Source organism: Psychrobacter immobilis (assembly GCF_904846225.1).
Taxonomy (GTDB): Bacteria; Pseudomonadota; Gammaproteobacteria; order Pseudomonadales; family Moraxellaceae; genus Psychrobacter; species Psychrobacter immobilis_F.
The window spans coordinates 244,188-264,467 of record NZ_CAJGZJ010000001.1 but is presented as its reverse complement, the minus strand read 5'-3'; the positions used below and the strand labels follow the sequence as shown (position 1 = coordinate 264,467).

General features: G+C 42.4%; 17 protein-coding genes and 1 pseudogene. 11 read left to right on the top strand and 7 right to left on the bottom strand.

The genetic code is table 11. The features are described from left to right. Window positions 1-217: 217 nt before the first annotated feature. Entirely contained in the window at window positions 218-1,309 is a 1,092-nt protein-coding gene (locus tag JMX48_RS01175) for a hypothetical protein (RefSeq protein WP_227687836.1), read from the bottom strand. A gap of 252 nt (window positions 1,310-1,561) precedes the next feature. Further along, complete coding sequence (locus JMX48_RS01170; RefSeq protein ID WP_201533374.1) at window positions 1,562-2,524, bottom strand: acyltransferase; 963 nt, start codon at window positions 2,522-2,524, stop codon at window positions 1,562-1,564. A 346-nt stretch (window positions 2,525-2,870) separates the two neighbouring features. Here JMX48_RS01170 and JMX48_RS01165 point away from each other — a divergent pair, with 346 nt between their 5' ends. From JMX48_RS01165 to JMX48_RS01135, 8 genes and pseudogenes are all read left to right on the top strand, one after another. Continuing rightward, window positions 2,871-3,527, top strand: a complete 657-nt coding sequence (locus tag JMX48_RS01165; protein ID WP_201533372.1) for an OmpA family protein — start codon at window positions 2,871-2,873, stop codon at window positions 3,525-3,527. A gap of 604 nt (window positions 3,528-4,131) precedes the next feature. Further along, on the top strand, window positions 4,132-5,592 hold the full coding sequence (locus JMX48_RS01160) for an imelysin family protein (RefSeq protein WP_201533370.1): 1,461 nt from the start codon (window positions 4,132-4,134) through the stop codon (window positions 5,590-5,592). Between the two features lie 204 nt (window positions 5,593-5,796). Next, window positions 5,797-7,464 carry a di-heme oxidoredictase family protein gene (locus tag JMX48_RS01155; RefSeq protein ID WP_201533368.1) on the top strand — a complete coding sequence of 556 codons (1,668 nt, stop codon included), beginning with the start codon at window positions 5,797-5,799 and terminating at the stop codon, window positions 7,462-7,464. A 257-nt stretch (window positions 7,465-7,721) separates the two neighbouring features. Further along, entirely contained in the window at window positions 7,722-8,873 is a 1,152-nt protein-coding gene (locus JMX48_RS01150) for an imelysin family protein (RefSeq protein ID WP_201533366.1), read from the top strand. Window positions 8,874-8,876: 3 nt separating this feature from the next. Continuing rightward, window positions 8,877-10,268: pseudogene (locus tag JMX48_RS14150) on the top strand (DUF1513 domain-containing protein); the annotation flags it as partial. A gap of 44 nt (window positions 10,269-10,312) precedes the next feature. After that, the gene (locus tag JMX48_RS14215; protein WP_413786331.1) at window positions 10,313-10,528 is read left to right on the top strand and encodes a pentapeptide repeat-containing protein; all 216 of its coding nucleotides are present in this window, start codon (window positions 10,313-10,315) and stop codon (window positions 10,526-10,528) included. 59 nt (window positions 10,529-10,587) lie between these two features. After that, window positions 10,588-11,253: a M48 family metallopeptidase gene (locus tag JMX48_RS01140; protein WP_227687835.1), complete on the top strand. Its 666-nt coding sequence runs from the start codon at window positions 10,588-10,590 to the stop codon at window positions 11,251-11,253. A gap of 108 nt (window positions 11,254-11,361) precedes the next feature. Next, window positions 11,362-11,967 carry a methyltransferase domain-containing protein gene (locus tag JMX48_RS01135; RefSeq protein WP_201533362.1) on the top strand — a complete coding sequence of 202 codons (606 nt, stop codon included), beginning with the start codon at window positions 11,362-11,364 and terminating at the stop codon, window positions 11,965-11,967. Here JMX48_RS01135 and JMX48_RS01130 read toward each other — a convergent pair. Both JMX48_RS01130 and JMX48_RS01125 read right to left on the bottom strand, forming a co-directional pair. Beyond that, the gene (locus tag JMX48_RS01130; RefSeq protein WP_201533360.1) at window positions 11,945-12,616 is read right to left on the bottom strand and encodes a hypothetical protein; all 672 of its coding nucleotides are present in this window, start codon (window positions 12,614-12,616) and stop codon (window positions 11,945-11,947) included. The two genes, JMX48_RS01135 and JMX48_RS01130, sit on opposite strands and share 23 nt — an antisense overlap. 68 nt (window positions 12,617-12,684) lie before the next feature. Beyond that, window positions 12,685-13,593: a hydrogen peroxide-inducible genes activator gene (locus JMX48_RS01125; protein WP_201533358.1), complete on the bottom strand. Its 909-nt coding sequence runs from the start codon at window positions 13,591-13,593 to the stop codon at window positions 12,685-12,687. 341 nt (window positions 13,594-13,934) lie between these two features. Here JMX48_RS01125 and ahpC point away from each other — a divergent pair, with 341 nt between their 5' ends. Continuing rightward, complete coding sequence (gene ahpC, locus JMX48_RS01120) at window positions 13,935-14,501, top strand: alkyl hydroperoxide reductase subunit C (protein WP_201533356.1); 567 nt, start codon at window positions 13,935-13,937, stop codon at window positions 14,499-14,501. Window positions 14,502-14,844: 343 nt separating this feature from the next. On the opposite strand, the gene JMX48_RS01115 is transcribed toward ahpC, so the two are convergent. Beyond that, window positions 14,845-15,093, bottom strand: a complete 249-nt coding sequence (locus tag JMX48_RS01115; protein ID WP_201533354.1) for a YdcH family protein — start codon at window positions 15,091-15,093, stop codon at window positions 14,845-14,847. A gap of 489 nt (window positions 15,094-15,582) precedes the next feature. Here JMX48_RS01115 and ahpF point away from each other — a divergent pair, with 489 nt between their 5' ends. Further along, window positions 15,583-17,163, top strand: a complete 1,581-nt coding sequence (ahpF, locus tag JMX48_RS01110; RefSeq protein WP_201533352.1) for an alkyl hydroperoxide reductase subunit F — start codon at window positions 15,583-15,585, stop codon at window positions 17,161-17,163. Between the two features lie 74 nt (window positions 17,164-17,237). Here the strand turns inward: ahpF and JMX48_RS01105 are convergent, their stop codons facing one another. Further along, complete coding sequence (locus JMX48_RS01105; RefSeq protein ID WP_201533350.1) at window positions 17,238-18,101, bottom strand: bile acid:sodium symporter family protein; 864 nt, start codon at window positions 18,099-18,101, stop codon at window positions 17,238-17,240. Window positions 18,102-18,280: 179 nt separating this feature from the next. Further along, window positions 18,281-19,024 (bottom strand): glutathione S-transferase family protein, encoded by a 744-nt coding sequence (locus JMX48_RS01100; RefSeq protein ID WP_201533348.1) that lies wholly within the window; start codon window positions 19,022-19,024, stop codon window positions 18,281-18,283. A gap of 329 nt (window positions 19,025-19,353) precedes the next feature. Here JMX48_RS01100 and JMX48_RS01095 point away from each other — a divergent pair, with 329 nt between their 5' ends. Next, window positions 19,354-20,250 carry a hypothetical protein gene (locus tag JMX48_RS01095; RefSeq protein WP_201533346.1) on the top strand — a complete coding sequence of 299 codons (897 nt, stop codon included), beginning with the start codon at window positions 19,354-19,356 and terminating at the stop codon, window positions 20,248-20,250. Window positions 20,251-20,280 lie beyond the last annotated feature (30 nt).

Sequence of the window (20,280 nt, the reverse complement as noted above, 5' to 3'; positions counted from 1 at the left end):
TTGTCGCTGTATAGGCTGTTCTAAATAAAGTCGATATATTAATAGTCACGTGCGACTGGTATAAATTTTCCTTGCTTGCTGCTAATACAGAGGCTGCGAAAAATTCATACCAGTCTCACTGTATCGCTTCCAGAGTGAATTGACTGTATTAACGGTGCCGCTTTTATTATTGAGTTCTATAATTTGTTCTATTTTTAATTATTATTAGAAATATAGGTTATAAATTAAGCATGTCTTGATGTTTCCAATGCTGTACTTTTACTTGGGCTTCAAATTCAGTCAAACTGTCCTCAATGATACTGGAAATCAAAATATCCAGCGCTGTATTGTCAGTATTGATGGTTGCAACGCCACTGGCAATAGCAACCATCAATACATCGAGACGCTCAGGATCAAGAAGACGTTTATTCAATGCGTTGACAACGTTCTCGCCTATATTATGACCGACATGTTGCAGTTGCGACTCAATCAAGCTGCCAGCGATAGGTATCATGCGTAGATATCGGCGTAACTCAGGGGTATTGGCCAAACCTTCTTCAATAGCGTTGCCCATCTCACTCGCTAATATACTACCGCCACCTGATGATGCCGTCAGCTCTTGTAATTTGGGCGCAAGCTCGGTGCGTAGTACAGACAATAATGCTGCCTCAATCTCATTACGATTGCGAGCTATAGTGGACTCAATAAATGATTTGTGGGTCTCAGGATCAGTCAGTTGCTGCCGAAAATTTTGGATAGTGGTTAGTATGACACGGTCGGATAATTCTTCTAACAGTAAATTGATATAGAATTTAATTCGATTGATCCATAGCTCGGGAAGCACTTGGTAGCCGAGTTGATAGAGGCGTCTGCCAATGACCACCACGCGAAACAAACGCAAGGCTCGCAGCTGCGGAAAACATCCTAATACTTCGTACCAATGTACAAAAGGAAAAAAGAACCAGCGATAATAGGATTTTTGTTTGATTGCAACGGCCCAACGTAGCAGGAGCTCAAGGATTAAAAATAGAGTAAAAAACCCGCCAACCGTACGTAGAGGGTCATGCAAGGTATTTTGATACCAGCTGAGCGTATCACTAACAGCCAGCCATTCTGCGGCACTATGAATGAAATCACTCATCAAAATCGCGTCAATACTAATTACTAATAGATCAATACTGATGGCGATAATCATCACAATATCATAAGTCAGCTTCAAGCGACTGGGCTTCGGACGATCTGCTCGTGGTGGCTTATCATCTGATAGGCGAGATGACTGATTCGGCATTGGCGCTGAGTTTAGATGCGAGCTAGAAGAAGAGGCGGTCACAGACAAACCTTATAAATGATAAAGGACAAAAAATAGCGGCGTAGATAGAATGCATGACTATTGAGTAATTGATGGTCAAAAAGCTAGGTAATTATGGTCAAATCAGTAATTGACCGTCAAAAAGTAACAGCCATATAACTACTCACATTATCAATGAATAGGGCTAAAAAACAACCCATCTTTCATTATAATTGTGCATGACCACTTATCATTTAAAATTAACGTTCTAAACAATCCCTGCAAACTTGTAGGCTAAATATCTTCAAGTTGAGGGTTTGCTGCAAAGTCTGCCAGCATATCGGTAATCAGTTGGTCTTTTTCGCGCCATATTTGCTCAATCCACTCAAACATTTGTGCTTTGACGACCGCATCGTTTTCGTAGCCACCATTTTGAATGCCCGCGAATAATGATTCAGGTATGTTGATATGTCTAACGTTAACGCCTAAGCGTGCAATGTTTCCTTTCCACAGGTCACTATAAGTTGGTACACCATCAGGATAAACAATGGTCATGTCTAATATGCCATCGATATCTGCACCGAGCGCATTAATGGCTAGTGACAGACCGCCAGCGCGTGGCTGTAGCAAGTGCGTATAAGGTGACTGTTGTTGATCGCGCTTGGTTTTGGTGAAGCGTGTGCCTTCTAAGTAATTTAGCAACGTAAACGGCTTATCTTTTAATAGCGCGCAGGCACGCTTCGCCTCATTGATATCTTTGCCCTTTAAGGCAGGATTTTTCGCAATGGCTTCTTTTGAGTATCGCCGCATCATTGGGAAATCTAAAAAGTAAAAAGCTTGACCAACAATAGGAATATAAATCAGCTCAAATTTGGTAAAAAAACGTGTTAACGGTAGGCGTTTTTCACTAATGTACTGGACGATACTGGTGTCTACCCAAGATTGATGGTTGCTGACGAGCAAGTATTTACCATCAATGTGAACGTCGTCCGGTAAGCTGATGCGCCAATCTTTACGCGGTAGTATGTTGTCGATCAAAGCATTGTTACTACCGATCCAGTGATTGGTGATTTTGATGACTGTTTTATCAGCAATAGCCGCACCTGTAAAAATTTTACCAACGCCCATCAGCCATAAAGGAATGCTACAACTGAAGCTGTTAGCCGCGATGACTCCAGTTGCCGCCGCTAATGAAACAGCTTTTCCTAACTTGGGCGCGCGTTTATGTATTTTTTGAATAGTGGGCGCTAATAGCATGCTAAATCCTTGTCAGTCAATCATACTAGTTTATGAGTTATCCATCGCTGGAGGCGTTTTTTTGAATATATTAATGCTGTCATATAATGTTGGGATTTTAGCAGAAACGCGCTCTCGTGTACGAGGGTAAACGTGACTTGCAATAACAAATGCTAAGTTTAATACGTCAAATTGGTGGCAAGCTATCTGCACTTTTTATACATAGATGTGACAAAATATTACACACGATTGAATCGTAGTTGCCATAATAATCACGAATACATATATACATCTAGAAACAATTAACAGTAATTATTTATAAAAAGCACAATTTATTTATAACTTTTTTAGTTTAAGAGGAATCATCATGCGTAATAAATTAATAGTTGCAGCAGTAGTATCAGGCTTGGCTCTTAGCGGTTGTGCTACTGATCCAAACACTGGACAACAACGCTTGAACAAAACGGCTATCGGTACCTTGGCAGGCGCTTTAGGTGGCGGTGCGATCTCAAAAGCAACAGGTGGCGATAACACAGGCCGTGATGCTGCTATCGGTGCCGCTTTAGGTGCTGGTGTTGGTTATTACATGGAGCGTCAAGCCAAGCAGCTTGAGCAACAAATGGCTGGTACTGGTGTGTCAGTTGAACAGAATCCAACCACTGGTAATATTGATTTGGTTATGCCAGGTAGCATCACTTTCTCATTCGATGATGCAACGCTGAACTCATCGTTCAAGCCAACGCTTGATAAATTGGCTTCAACCATGAACCAATATAACAAAACCACGGTAAACATCGCAGGTCATACTGATAGCCAAGGTTCTGCCTCTTATAACATGGGCTTGTCACGTGATCGCGCTTACTCAGTTGCCAATTATCTAACCGCTCGCGGTGTTTCTTCTAACCGTGTTAACGTTGTTGCTTATGGCGAATCGCGTCCAATCGCTAATAACAACACAGATGCGGGTCGTCAGCAAAACCGCCGTGTTGAGTTGACTATCAACTCACCACAGAGCGTTAACTAATCAGTCGTTTTAAACGAATCAATCGTTTTAAATAGCCACTGTTACGATACGTTTTAGTCATACTTATAAAAAAGATCAGCTGATTGCTGGTCTTTTTTTATGGTTTAAATTTAGCCGTTTGAATATTTAGCCATTTTAAGACCACTAAATGATTAAGTGTGCTAATTGATGACCTGCCCTAGTTCGATACATCATGCACTGCTGATATCAATTTTTCTTGCTTACTGTGCCTGCGCAGACAGAGGCTGCAAAAAATTGATATCAGCAGTACTGTGGCGTTTTTTAGGGTGCTTTGACTATAGGTTGAATTAAATACAGCCGTTGTAAGGATAACTCAATCAGTTGTAGCGGCAATGGAATGAAAAGTATGAGGAATACCTAAAGAATAACAGCAAGATGAAATTATATATTGATAATGATTATCAATAACCTTATAATTTATAGGGATTTTCTATTACTCCAATAATAAACATTATTTCATGTATGATAAATAATCAAGACGCTTAGCTAAGATATATTGCTGTCATGTGGTCTAAGTGATTAATATAATGGATGCTATTCAATCAAAACCAATTTTCTTTTGCTATCTTTTTTGAGGATGTGTATGACGATGACCACAGTAACGCGCCGTAAGATTTTGCCAACTACTTTAGCTGCTGCGCTTGCAGGGTTATTAATGGTGTCGGGTTGTACCAAGCAAACCACAGAAGACACGTCCACTAATACTGACACGCAAACAGAGGTACAAAATACAGAGTCGGCTGATAGCACAAAGTTGTCAGCTGCGGATAAAGCCCATATTGATAGACTCATAATCAGCTATGCAAATATGGCGCACGCCGCTTATAAAGACTCACTAGATACCGCAAAAACGTTGCAGACAGCGGTGAATACATACGTCGATGCACCAACTGATAAAAATCTTGAAGCGGCAAAAGCTGCCTATAAAATAGCGCGTCAGCCTTACTCGCAAACGGAAGTTTTTCGTTTTGATGAAGCGTTTGTGACCGCTGATGACAAGCGTGTGATTGGCAGTGTTGATGGCTGGGAAGGACAGATTAATGCATGGCCGCTTGATGAGGCGCTCATCGATTACGTCAGCGACGAGTATGAGGGCGAATACAACAGTCAAGATAATATCATCAATAGTGATAGCATCGCCGTCGGTAGTACCAAGCAAGATACCAGCAAAATTACGCCGCAACTGTTAGCAGACATGAATGAAATCGGGGGCAGCGAAGCCAACGTGACGACCGGCTATCATGCGATTGAGTTTATGCTATGGGGACAAGATACCAATGGCGTCGGCGAGGGCGCAGGCGACCGTCCGGTTACCGACTATAATACGACTGATGGTAAATGTACCAGTGGTGAGAATACCAATGCAGATGCGAGCATTTGTGAGCGTCGCGGCGAGTACTTAAAAGCGGCTACGCAATTACTGGTTGATGACTTGACGGCAATGGAAGCGCAGTGGCAGCCTAACAGTGAACATACCTTGCGCAGTGATATGGTGGCACGCAAAGACAATAACGGTCTGCGCCAAATTATGTATCAAATGGGCAGCTTGGCACTTGGTGAGCTGGCTTCTCAGCGTATGCAGGTCGCCTTTGTCACTGGTTCTACCGAAGATGAACATGAGTGCTTTAGTGATTTGACTCACTTAAGCTATGCCAATAATGCTCGCGGTATTCAGAACGTCTTTAATGGTAGCTACCAGACCGTTGCTGGTAAAAACATTGGTGGCTATGGCCTTAAAAACTACCTGATTGATACTGGTCATCAGGACGTTGCTGATAAGCTGACTACTGACTTTAGCAAGGTAGAAAGTGACTTCAATATCATCGTAGAGAAAGGCGAAAAAGAAGGTATAAAGATTGATCAAATGATTGCGACCGTTGGTCAAGCCAGCAAACAAGGCGTCTCTGCTGAAGAGCAAAATACGCGTCGTGGTTGGATTGAGAGTGCCATTACCAGCTTACAGGAGTTGACAACTGGTATCGAAGGCGCGGCAAAAGCGGTTGGTATTGACAATCTGGATGCAGATGCAGGCTCACAGTTTTAAATCAGCCTTATACGCTTATTCGCAGCAGTTGTATTTATTTATAGTACCTGATAAGTTGCTATAAGCTAATGAGAATTATTTTTATAGAAAAATAATCTAGGTATAATACACACGTTGTCGACCGCTGTTGGCAACGTGTTTTTTATACCGTATTAAAATAGCACGCGATTTTAATGGTTCTATGCTAGAGCTAAGGTACTTTTTATGAACGCCTCGAATGTCTTAAAATTCAAAAAATCTGCCTCGTTTTTTTATTCTTGCACCCCCAAACATACGCCATTAAAACTGACGCTTGGCATTCTGTGTGCACTGTCATTGACGGCTTGTCAGCCAAATGATGGCTCAGCCGCTAGTAAGGATGACGCCAATTCTGATAAGCAAGATAAGGCATTGTCTGCTAAACGCAGTCAAGATATCGAAGCGCTGGCTGGGGTGCCAATGCAGCAGCTTGTCTCCTTTGACCCACAAGAAATCAAACAAGGCGGTGACACGGGTATTAGTATTACCAGTGCGGAGAGTTACTCAAAACCCTCATCAAATCTCCCCGCCTCCCGCAAAGGCTCTTTTTTTATTGGTAATGCATTCTTTCAGCAGCCGTGGGTGGTTGCGCCTGCTAGCACGGATAGCCGTGATGGTCTTGGCGCGTTATTCAATGTTGCTGCCTGCCAATCATGCCACATAAAAGATGGTCGTGGTCATGCACCGATGAGCAGCGAGGATGATGCCGACAGCTTGCTCATTCGCCTTGCTATGCCAGCGACGAGCGATGAGCAGCGTCAGCAATTGCAAAATTCTCTGATCGAAAAGGTTGTGCATCCCATGTATGGTGGTCAGCTACAAGATCGTGGTATTCAAGGCGTTCCTGCCGAAGCGCGAATTGCAGTGCAGTGGACAGCCAAACCAGTGACGTTTGCTGACGGTCATGTCGAGACATTGCGTGCGCCCACTTTTACATTAACCAATCCAGGTTATGGTGCGTTTGATAATGAGCTCATGGTGTCACCGCGTATTGCTTTGCCCATGATTGGGCTTGGGCTGCTAGAGCAGATTCCAGATGAGGATATTAAGAAACAAGCCGTTCGCAATAATAAAAACAGTACAAGCAAAGAAAATAGCGGTATCAGTGGTAAGTTTAATTGGGTGATGGATCCACAAACGGGCAAGCATGCACTCGGTCGTTTTGGCTGGAAAGCAGGTCAAACCAAACTGATCACCCAAAACCAAAGCGCTTTTAATGAAGACATGGGATTGACCTCAAATATCCGTCCCCATGAATCCTGTATGCCGAGCCAAACTGCTTGTATTAAAGCGACTACAGGCGCTGACGAGCAAGGTAACGGTAAGCCGCCCGTCGAAGTAAATGATGACGTGGTTAAGTTCGTAGAGTTTTATACCCGCAATTTAGCCGTGCCACATCGCCGCAATGCTGATGATAAACTGGTGCTGGCTGGTAAAAAACGTTTTTATGATATGGGTTGCCAAAGTTGTCATACGCCAAGATATCAGTTGCCAAAAACCGATGACGATCATCTTGAGCAGCATGGACAAGTGATTTATCCTTATACGGATTTGCTGCTGCATGATATGGGCAATGATCTTGCTGATCGCACGATAGCGGGCAAGCTACCGTCAAAAGACGCGCAAGTCGAGTTTTTGGCCAACTCATATGAGTGGCGAACTCCGGCATTGTGGGGTATTGGTCTGGCTCAAACTGTCGATCCCCAAGCGACTTTTTTACATGATGGTCGCGCGCGCACACTGATGGAAGCGGTGCTATGGCATGGCGGTGAAGCAGAAAAACAACGGCAAAAAGTATTGATGTTAGACAAGCAAGGACGCGCTGAATTAAACGCTTTCTTAAAATCATTGTAAGGATGAGATGATGGATTGATTCCCAGTGACTTATATTGGAAATGATTTATATTAAAAGTGACTGATATTGGAAATGACTGATATTAAAAGTGATTCGTATTGAAAATGACTTGTATTAGAAATGACTGATATTATGAGTTACAAAGTAGCGGTTTAAGCAAGAGATGTTGATAAGTTTATCCACCTTATCAAGTGATAAGCAATCAAGTGCCAGATAGAATAATTTAAAAATTACTTAGCCCATTACCGAGAAATTTATGAAAATAAACCATGCATTAGCGATGGCCTTATCGGCACTCAGTGCTGGATTGCTCATCAGTTGTGTCAAGCCTGCCGACGAAAATAAAGCCGCAGAGGTGGACAGCCAAGCCATCGCGCCAGATAGCGCTGCCTCAAACAGTACAGCCGCTACCGATAGTGCTAGTGCCGAACAGATTGTCGCCATAGATATCAGCGCTGATACCGAAAAAACGTATCTGACTCATGTGGCAAAAGACATTGTCATTCCCGCGTATGCCGATGCCGTAAAGCAAAGTGATTTGTTACATGATTTGGCGCAGAAGCATTGTCAGCAAGCGCCTGTCAGTGGTGATGAGTTACAAGCGTTGCGTGCTCAGTGGCTGGTATTGGCGCAAGCGTGGGCAAGTGCTGAGATGATCAACTTCGGTCCCGCGACTGCTAGTATGAGTAATTTATATATTAATTATTATCCTGATGAGCGTGGACTGGTGCACAGTGGCGTCGCAGAGTTAATCGCTGCCAATCCCTCATTGACCGCAGAGCAGTTGGCTGATGAAAGTGCCATTGTACAAGGCGTACCAGGGCTGGAAGAGGCGTTATTTGTCAATGACAGCTTGAATGCTGCTCAATGTGCTTACATGGTTAGCGCTAGCGCCGCACTAAGCACGCGCTTAAAAGCTATCGAAAGTAACTGGCAGGAGAACGCCACGACTTTATTAGCCATTGATAAAACAGCTGATAGCGATCAAGGGTTAAATCAGTGGTTTAATTCTCTACTCTCATTGCTTGAGACGATGAAGACTAACGCCATTGCTGAACCATTAGGGCTCGTAGGCAAAGCCAAAGGTCATCTGCCAGCCGCTACCGCTGGACAAAGCCGCGCTATTATCAATGCTAAGCTGGCGACCCTCAATAAAACGCTGACTGACCCTGTATTGATTGCCATTCTTGGTAGCAATAACGAAAACGCCATCGCTGATAGCCTATCAAGCGAGCTTGCGGATACCACCACGCTATTGGCGCAAATGCCAGAAGATTTAGCGACCGCTGATAAAGCCAAACAGCAAGAATTGTTTGATCATTTTACGACCATTACTCGCCTGATGAAACGCCAGTTGATTCCGACACTTGGTGTCCGTGTTGGCTTTAACAGCAACGATGGCGATTAAGTCATGCAAACCACAGACGCCCGTACAGCCGCCACAATAGCTAAAAATAATAGCGCATCGTCTACACCAGCAGACAAGCACTCAAATCATGAGCTTCTGGTGGCGTCGGCTTTGACCCTGTTTGGTAGCGTTTTGGGTACGGCGACACTGATCGGTTTGCATCATCACCATCGCAAACGACATCAGCCTGAGGCAAGGTTGCAAGATTATGTGATGGGTGTGCGTTCTCAGCTACAGGTATTGCAATCGTCGCCCAAACCGCAGCTAGCGCGTTTTTGCTATGCTTATCAGCAAGCGTCTGCGGCGTGGCAACAGGCTTATCATGATCCTATCGAGAATAAAAACGATTATAGTAAAAATACCGCAGCGGATTTTACGGCAATGCATAGCACCACTATGCTGGCGCGCTCAGTATGCTGGGTCAGTGGCGTAGCGTCGATGCCAAAAGACATCTCGTTGACCAATGACCATGATAGTCATAATGAAAATGGTTTTGGAGTGGTCGGCATTGACACAGACCGACAGATCGTTTGGCAAACGACCATGCCTGAGCGTGTCCACGATATCGTTGTTCAGCCAATAGCCGATACTAAAAACCCAATAGCCAAAACTGACAATGCACTTAATAATAACGGTTATCGCCATGTCGTGGTAATGGGTCGTCGCCCCAGTGAAAGTTTTTGGGTATTAGATACGGCGACAGGACAAGTACAATTTGCTATTACAGCAGCCGATAATCGCCATTTTTATGGGCATGCTTGCTACAGCCTCGATGGCTCAAAGCTATACGTCACTGAGAATGATACGATAAACTTAACGGGTAAAATTGGTATTTATGATGCTCTTCATAATTATCAAAAAATAACCGAGTTTGACTCACAAGGTATTGGGCCGCATGAGCTAATTATGCATCCAGATGGCGAGACGTTGATCATCGCTAACGGCGGTATCAAAACCGAACAAGCCTCTCGCGAGGAGCTGAATCTAGATACCATGCGCCCATCGTTAGCTTATCTTAACCGTCATGACGGGACGCTGCTTGAGCAAATCATCCCTGAACACAATCAGATGAGTGTGCGTCATTTGGCCATACATGACGATGGTACTGTCATGATTGGCATTCAATTCCAAGGCGAAAAGCATATCAATGTGCCGTTAGTATTGACCCATAATCGCGGTGATTTTGACTTTAAACCATTGATTATGCCCGGCAATCAATGGCAACGCTTCCACCAATACATTGCGAGTGTCGCGGTTGATAGTGAGCATAATCTATTGTGTGTAGCCACACCGATTGGCGACTGTGCGGCTATTTATGATTTGAATACGCGTATGCTGATTGATGAGGTGCGTTTGCCAGATTGTGCGGGCGTTTCTTTATCACTATCCAGTCAGGTCTCTAGTCAGGTAGCTTCTTGTACTGCACGCAAGGATAGAATATCAGGTTTTATCGTCAGCGATGGACTGGGGCAGCTAACGAGATTGCAAGTCAATCATATATCAGTAGAAAAAATGGGTTTGAAAGGGATTGGCTCAGAAACGACAGATTTAGCGGAGTTAGATTCAAGGGAGTTAGATTCCAGGGAGCTAGATTCCAGGGAGCTAGATTTGAAGGACAAAAGCTACGCCATTGTGCAAGACAGTCAATTACATAACATGTCCTTTGACAACCATTTACAGGCAGTTTTAGCATAAGCGGTATAAGGGAGAAGTCATGATGCCGCAACAGAGTAAGTCGTTAGTATCAGATATGGCAAGACATCAGCTGGCACAAGCGGGTATTGAACTACATGTGACCAAAAAGCGCGTCAAAAATATCAATTTTCGCCTAAAGCCTTATGCGCTCATGGTTTCTGTACCGATGTCTATCAGCGCTAGCCAAATTGCCCAAGCTGTCGATAAGCGCGTGTCATGGGCGATAGATAACCATCCGCAAGTGTTGGCGCGTCACCACCGCAAACAAACCCCAAAACCTGAAGATTCAACCGCAGACCGTTCCGTTAGCTTGTGGGGTATCACTCAATCGTTTACTTTAAATTTTGATGAAAAAATAACTTATTATCGGCAGCAACTTGATGAGGTAACGCCCTCATTATTTGCAAAGTGGCAGCCAGTGGTTGGGGCGACAGCCAATGAGATACGCCTAAAAAAAATGCACACGCGCTGGGGCAGTTGCAATACTCGTGCACGCCGAATTTGGTTGTCTGTTTATCTGCCCGCTTATCCGATTGAATGCACCGAATACGTCATTGTCCATGAGCTGTGTCATTTGCATCATGCCAATCACAGTCCTGCTTTTTGGCAAACGGTAGCGACAGCGATGCCAGACTATCAGCGCTGGCATAATATGCTGGCGGGCAAAACAGGTCAGCTTGATTAGAATTCTCACGTAAACAATATAAAAAATTTCAGTAAGCCTGATAAGATACGTCGTGACAATACACACGATGTTATTTCGATAATACAGTTAGATAGACAAGGATGTCATATGGAACAAGTCAATCAAGCCGAATTTTGGCAGCAGCGTTATGAACAAGACAGTATCGGTTGGGATATGGGTGCGGTGTCGCCACCACTCAAAGCCTATATCGACCAACTACCTGAGTCGGCTAAAGATCAGGCCATTTTAGTACCGGGTGCTGGTAATGCTTATGAAGTCGGCTACTTACATGAGCAAGGGTTTACCAATGTGACGTTGGTTGATTTTGCACTTGCGCCGATTGAGGCTTTTACTGAGCGTTATCCAGATTTTCCCTCTACGCATTTAATTTGCGCTGATTTTTTTAGTTTATCACTTGAGCAATACCAGTTTGATTGGGTACTTGAACAGACGTTTTTTTGTGCGATAAATCCGTCACGCCGTGATGAGTATGTTAAGCAGATGGCGGCGTTGATTAAGCCTAAAGGCAAACTCATTGGCTTGCTATTTGATAAAGATTTTGGTCGAGATGAACCACCGTTTGGTGGGACAAAAGATGAATATCAGCAGCGTTTTGAGACCAATTTTGATATCGAAATCATGGAGCCTAGTTATAACTCACATCCAGCACGGCAGGGCAGTGAGTTGTTTATTAAGATGCGCGTAAAAGAGTAATCTCATGCGCCATATTTTCTCGAGCCTGTCGTTCTAACCGTTTATAGTAGTATTGAGTCAGATATATTTTTGGGTGCGTTAGTAGCTTTTTTAATACAGCTATTCGTCCGACTCGGTAATCTATGTCTGAAACATGGGCATACTCTTGGCGCACGGCTTGTGCATAGCGTTCATACTGAGGCCAAGGCGTACCTAAAATACTTAAGTCCATATCCAATAAATACGCCGCATCGCTGCATTTATCGCTGTCTGTCAACCCATCAAGTTGATGAGTGGCTGTCATTATGATAAGCGCGTAGACAGTGTGACGTTGGTCATCGCTCAGATAGCACTTTAATTTATCCACCATATACTCTGCGCTTTTTAGCTCATTGTCTGAGCGCATCGGATCATATATGACATCATGATAATATAGCGCTAAAGCGATAAGATGTGGCTCGTAAAGATATGCCATAATCTGGTCGAACTGGGCAAATAACTGCTGAATGTGATCTAAGCTATGATAAGCGCGCTGAGTGTCGTTGTAACGAGCAGCGACATCCAGCCAAAGCGTTTTTGCTTTTGCTGGCGTGACATCAGAGTTAATAGCAAATAAATACCGTGCAAAACGATTGCCTAGCTCAGTATTTATTTGCGAAAGCTCGTCCATATTTATCCTGCCTTTTTAAAAACACTTACCGCTCATCATAATTTTTAACTTTCAAATGAACCTTCAAATCAGCTGTTGTCAGCCGCCTCTTCAAAAGCTTGTTTAAATACCTTACCGAGTAAATTGACATCATCGACACGGGCATAATTTAGACGGGTGACAAAGGCGATATGACGATGTGGCCCTTGTTCCGCCAGTGGTACCGCGACCGCATTTTGATTTTGCAAATGTAATTGATTCAACGCCATCTCAGGCACTAATGTCGTACCCATGTTGGCAAGTGCCATCTGGATAAGCGTGTTCAAGCTGGCATCAGAAAAACTGGATTTCATTTGTGCACGGTCAAAATGACAGACAGACAGCGTTTGGTCAGTCAAGCAATGGCCTTCACCCAATAACATGAGATTGGCAGTGGCCAACTCATCAGCGTTAATGGTTTCAAGATTGGCATGTACATCGTTTTTTGGAAAAACGGCAAAGAAATCCTCACTCCAAAACTCAAAACTATGCAATCCATCTACTGGATAAGGTAGCGCAATGATAGCCGTGTCAATATGACCGTAACGAACTTGTTCGAGCAAGCGCTCCGTTTGCTGCTCAACGATGCTCATACGAAACTCCGGATAGTGCTCTCGTAGGGCAGGCAATACTTTAGGCAGTAAGTACGGGGCAATCGTGGGAATAATGCCAACCGTCATCGGATAAGCAAGTGGTGATTGATGGCTGTGCGCGCGCGTGGTCAAATCGTTCACTTCAGAAAATACCCGCTGCGCCCGCGTTAAAATGTCCTCACCAATAGGGGTGATCAAAACTTGCTTGTTGTTACGTTCAAAAATCTGAGTATCCAGTTGCTTTTCTAGCTCTGCGATACCCAAGCTCAGCGCAGACTGAGAGATATTACAATCTTCTGCCGCACGTTTAAAATGACGGTGTTTGGCAACGGCTAAGGCAAACTCAAGCTGACGTAAAGTAATCATAAGATCTCTCTGTTAATGGGCTTTTAACGCAAATTTTTATGCTGCTTCGTTTGATGTAATTATTCAATACGACTTAATAGCGAGGTTTCTAATAGATAGTCACTGACGCATCGGTTATTGATGATAAAAAGTAGAGATAATAGTTTAACAAGTTTAATAAAACAAAACATCACATTAAAAACTTTTAACTGGATTAACCATAGAATTCGCGTATAGTTTGTCGAGTAGGCCAAAGTACTAAAGGTCTAATTAAGGCTAAAGGCATAATTAATGCTAAAGGTCATAATTAAGATAAATATATAAATAAAGTTTCAATCAACTTAACTATAAAGGAGCCAATCATGGCGTCTATTATCAATCAAGAAATCCCAGAATTTTCAGCAGATGCGTATGTAAACGGTGAGTTCAAAACCATCACATCAGAAGACGTAAAAGGCAACTGGGCGATTTTCTTATTCTATCCAGCTGATTTTACTTTTGTTTGCCCAACTGAGCTTGAAGACATGGCAAACCATTATGAAGAGCTACAAGGTTTGGGCGTAGAAGTTTACTCAGTATCAACTGACACACATTTCACGCACAAAGCATGGCATGACTCTTCAGACGCTATCGGCAAAGTAAACTACCCAATGATCGGCGATCCTACTGGTAAACTTACTCGTGGCTTCAACGTCATGATTGAAGAAGCTGGTTTGGCTGAGCGCGGTACATTCTTAGTAGATCCAGATGGCTTGATTCAAGTTGCTGAGATTCATGCTGGCGGTATTGGCCGTAGTGCGAAAGACATGCTACGTAAAGTAAAAGCAGCCCAATACGTTCGTGAAAACGATGGTGAAGTTTGCCCAGCAGCTTGGGAACAAGGCGGCGATACATTAAAGCCAAGTCTTGACCTTGTTGGCAAAATCTAAGCCGTTGATTCATGAATCTGCTTAGCAATCTAACGACTTATAGGTTATTTGTAATACAGTAAGTTAGATTGTCGCTAAAAATAAAGACCCCATCAGCCTAAGTTGATGGGGTCTTTTTATATCATTTTTTAATCAGTGCTGTTAGTTATGTCTATTAGGGCATATCCTCAATTCAAACGATAATATCTAAATGGGCTAAAAATGGCTAAATTTTGCCAAACATCGTTAAATAGCTGATTAATATCCCGATATTATTTGCGCTATTTTCCTCGTTTGACGGCAATTTATCTCATTTTTATGACCATTTTTAAAATGAGGACACGCCCTAGTAATAAATGAAGCATTAAGCGTGAGATTGAATTTTGTTTTTATCAATTATCTTATAAATCTCATCTTTAAGATGCAGTTTTCGACGCTTCATTTGTTCTATTTCATCATCACGGCTAGCATGTTTAATCAAATCTTTTTCAAGATAATTGATTTTTTCATCGAGCTGAGTATGTTCATCAAAAATACTCGCAAAATGACTGTCTTTTTGCTTAAGTTCGGCAATAATCTCTTTGTTATCTAGCCTTGTATCAGTCTTTCTCATCTGGTCATCCTTGTTATGAAGCGCAAGCTTGCGATCAGCATCGGCGCATTGTCGTTAAGATTTATGATTGTGAGACTTGATTATTATTGAACCAAACCGCTATTACGCTCAATAGTGATAAGGCTTACTATAAGCAGAGATTGGCTTTGATAATGACGCATAAAAGCCAATCTTCTGCTAGGCAAACAGGAATTATTCCTATTGGTCTTATTTGATTGTAGCGAAAAAATCATCTCGATACTATGATAATAATCTTCTTATAAGTTTAAATTTAATAATAAAAATCAATTAATGATTTATTTTATAAAACATAAGGTTTGAGTTTCTCAGCTTGCTCAAATCTATCAAACCTATGATAATAGGGACATCAAAAGGCATAAGCCTTATTCAAATAACATTTTAAACAATATTACTGACTCCAAATTTTCCATCTTTAAACGTGCAATCGCTTAGTTGCCGTTACATATTGAATAATAATGAGGAACAAACATGATAGATCAAAGTTTATTAGATGCGGTAAAAACCTATAGCGAAAATATGACCCGTCCTATTACCTTTGTATTGGGTAGTGGTGAACATAGCAAGCGCGCCGAATTGATCGATTTTTTGAGTAAAATCGCGGGTACGACTGATAAAATTAATTTTGATAGCACAGCCACTGAAAACAGCTTGCCAAGCCCGATCAGCTTTGCGGTTCGCAGTCATATTGATGGTGCTTTGACCGATACTGGTATCGTTTTTAGTGGTATTCCAGGTGGGCACGAGTTTACCTCATTGATTTTGGCAATTTTGCAAGCGGGTGGCCACACCTTGAAGCTGGACGAAGGCGTTCAAAAGCTGGTGAAGCGTTTTAATAAGCCGCTACAGTTTCAGACTTATGTGTCACTGTCTTGCCACAGCTGCCCTGAAGTAGTACAAGCGTTGAACCAATTTGCGCTGCTAAATGACGGCGTCAGTAATGAGATGATCGATGGTGCCTTGTTCCAAGAACAAGTTGATGCCAATAATATCCAAGGTGTCCCAGCGGTATTTTTGAACGGGAAACCTTTTGCGAATGGTAAAATTGACACAGCCAAGTTGATCGAAAAGCTACAAGATCAATATCCTGACTTGTTAAATGATGCCAGCGAAGAAGATACTGAGCAGTTAGAGCAACAAGATGTGACCATCATTGGTGCTGGCCCTGCAGGAGTCGCGGCGGCTATTTATACCGCTCGTAAAGGTCTAAAAGTGACCATGGTCGCTGATCGTATCGGTGGTCAAGTCAAAGACACACAGGATATCGAGAATTTAATCTCTGTGCCTTTAACCAATGGTAGCGACTTATCGACCAATTTTATCAAGCACTTAGAAGAGTACAACATCACGCTAAAAGAGCATGTGAGTGTCAAAGAAATCGGCGAGACGTCAGAAGAAAATTACAGTATTCATTTAAATACAGGTGAGGTTTTTGAAAGTCGCAGTATTATCCTAGCGACTGGTGCGCAGTGGCGTAAGCTGGGTGTGCCGGGTGAAGAAGAGAATATCGGCAAAGGCGTGGCTTACTGCGCGCACTGTGATGGTCCGTTCTTTAAAGGCAAAGAAGTGGCTGTCGTGGGTGGTGGTAACTCGGGTATCGAAGCCGCGTTAGATCTAGCAGGTATTGTCAAACACGTCACCGTGCTTGAGTTCGCTGATGACCTAAAAGCCGATCAGGTATTGATTAATAAAGCCAAAGAAAAGGCCAATATTGCGTTCATCACGGGTGCTGCGACTCAAGAAATCAAAGCGACTGACGGCAAAGTCAGCTCAATTTCCTATCAAGATCGTAGTACGAGCGAAACTAAAGAGATTGATTTGGCAGGCGTATTTGTTCAAATCGGTCTCGTGCCTAATACTGGATTTATCAAAGGCTTTGTCGATTTGAATCGTTTTGGCGAGATTGAGATTGATGAGCGTTGCCGTACAGATCGCAAAGGTATCTTTGCTTGTGGTGACGTAACGACCGTTCCATTCAAGCAGATTAATATCGCGATGGGTGAAGGTTCAAAAGCAGCATTATCAGCGTTTGAATATTTGGTTATGCAGTAAATCCTATACCCAGACAGTTTTAACGTTTCATCCAAAAAACATCTCATTATTGAGATGTTTTTTTATGGAAGATATTATCCACTTTTATTTCTAATGAGAGCAATAACAGGTAGTGCAACCACGTACATCAACACACCATACACGGCAGCAGGTAGGGCGATGGCAGGCAGACCAGCTGCCGTGCCCATAATGATGGGCGCTAAAGTAATGGCCGTTGTACTGTTCTGAATACTGGTCTCTATTGAAATCGTTTTGGTATCAAACCAGCTCAGCTTTACAGCCTTAGATGTCAAAATGCTGACTACAAATAAGGACATAATAATCAGGACAAGCTCTAAGCCAATATTGGCTAATTGCGACTTTAATAACTGAAAATTGGACGCAATAGCGGCAAAAACGATTAGGACAAAGAAAATACTGGCGAGGCTGTTTAGAATACCGCTTCTACGTACCATAAAGTCAGTGAATTTATAACGCGCGAGCATACCGAGCGTTACAGGTAAAGTCGTCAATAAGAACATCACAACGCCAATTTTTATGGCACTGATAGAGCCTGCTTGGTCTTGCATAAAGTGATTAAACGCTAAGGTAATCAAGATCGGCAAGGTGATGACTGATAACAGACTGACCACGCCAGTGAGCGCGACTGACAGCGCCACATTGCCCTTAGCATAATAGGTCAGCATATTACTAGTAACGCCGCCGGGGCAAAAACTAATTAACATGATACCAAATGCCATGGCTGGCGGCGGTGCCATCACTAAGACCACCGCTAAAGCCACTAAAGGGACAAAAATAACTTGATTTATTAACCCCACAAAAAACGCTTTGGGGTGACTGGCGATTACCTTAAAGTCGCTAAGTTTTAGACCTGTGCCTAAAGTAAACATAATGTAGGCAAGCGCCAATGGAAGTAGGGCCAGCGCAGTATTGTCCATAAAACGTTCCTTGTAAAATGACAGTCATATTAAAATAGGTCTGTAAATCGCTCACATTCCTTGTGGCGTTATTTTTTGAAGAGTATTGAAGACGATAACATAAGATGAAGCGGTTCTTCTAATGCAAAGAGTAGCGCGTGAGTCTATTTTGCCACCCCATACACTGCTGCATGATATCGCTAACCAGCCAGTATGCCAGCGACTGAAATAATCTCACCCGACTCATCTTCTTTAATAATCCGCGTCTCTTTCAAGGCGGCTTTAACCCAAGCCTCCATATGCAGGTTGTTTCTCATTGTCTGACAATACTGCTGAGTGGTTGGTTGTAAAATCAAACCAGAGGCATCGGCATAGGTATGTAGCCGCATGACCACGGGTGCAAAAAAAGCATCGGCAACGGTAAATGGTCCGAATAAGTAACTGTCCGCTGGGCGGCCTTTTAAACAATCCGCGAAGATCGCTTCAATACGGGCAATATCTGCTAAGCAAGCGCTACTTGGTTGTATCTTAGCCGCCGCTCTAATATTCATTGGCATGTCACTGCGAATACCCATCAGCCCCGAGTGCATTTCTGCCACGATACTTTGACAGTAGGCGCTGTTTTTTTTATGGCTATCATCGTTATCTTTCACATCAGATTTACGCTTTCCTGTCCAAATATCTTTGTCTGTCAGAAAACTATTGGCATAAATAGCAATCGCCAACGTATCCCAAACCGTTACTTTCTGCTCACCTTTGCCGCACACAAGCACAGGGACTTTACCCGTTGGTGCATGCTCGTTAAGTATTGGTAATGCCGACGCATCAAGCAGCTCAATAAGCTGCTCATCGAAATCGATGTCAAATGCTTTTAAGAGTAACCAAGCTCGCAATGACCAAGATGAGTAATTCTTATTGCCGATGATAAGTAAAGGTTTTGGCATGATAATGACCTGTTAAAAAAAATGATGAATAGAGGTTTAGTATGTCGATAGTTTTGATTAATCACCAATGTAAGAGTTTAATAACACCTATGTGATATTCAATGATTTACGCTTATTTGTAAAGCAAACATTGTTTTAATCTTAATAAGTAGACTTACAAGGTATCGTTTGCAAAATTAGGATAAATATTTGAGATAACAAAAGATATTAGGTTTTTGGTTAGATAGACGTAGCACATTATTACTTTATCCAAAAAAGCCATCTCAATTTTTAGGTAATTTTTTTAGATAAAAGGAATTTGTAGCTTGTTAAATTTTATAAATTAACTTATGTTTATTAATAGATATTACGAGAAAATTAAAAGAATGGAAAATGAAGAGGGGTGCCTTAATATCAAAAAAAATAACTTGATCAAATATTTAGTTTTTATATTTCTAACACTCAGTGTAACGAGTGTTTATGCGGCGCAAACTGTTGATGAGATTCTAGATAAATACTATCCTGTTTATAATGAGGCTCAGCAGTGCCAAGGTATTATTGCTAATAATGGCTCTACAATTGATGAAGGCGTCTACCTAAAAAGCGGCTACTGCATTGAAGTGGATAGGCAATTACAAGTTCAAACGAAGCAAGGCAAACGTTTGTATATATTGGTTATTGGAGATGTATCGTTTGATAAAGAAGGCGGAAACGATTCTGGCTCTCATGCCGATACTGGACTGGTCGGCATGTTTGTTCTAAAGCCACAAGGTTCAGGTTGGGAGGTGGAATACGCCAATCCAGCGATGAATGCAGGCAGCTTTGGTAAAGGACTAAAAGACTGGAAGCTGATACAAGTTGCGCCTGATAAATGGGGGTTTGTTAATATTCATAGTGACTCACACTACAATCAATCTTTTTCTGAATACGTATTACTAGCGCCAGACTCTAAATCAAGAAAAATTATAGATAGTCACATAGGAGCGGAAGTTGAGTACTATAATGAATCGACCGCACCATCAGGATGTAGTAAAGATAGAGGCATAAAATATTGCACATTATTGAAAGCCAAACTCAACATCGATAAGACGACGCTGATAAATGGTTATTACCCGCTAGAGATTACAGTTAATGGTCATGAGTATAGCTATGATGCCTCAAAAAAGAATACCTATAACAATCAGATCTATAAAATAAAATACGAGCCAAAAAAAGGCTACCAAAAGCCTAAAGATTATCCACTGTAGTGATGTCATTTAATTAGTCAGTTGAGGTAG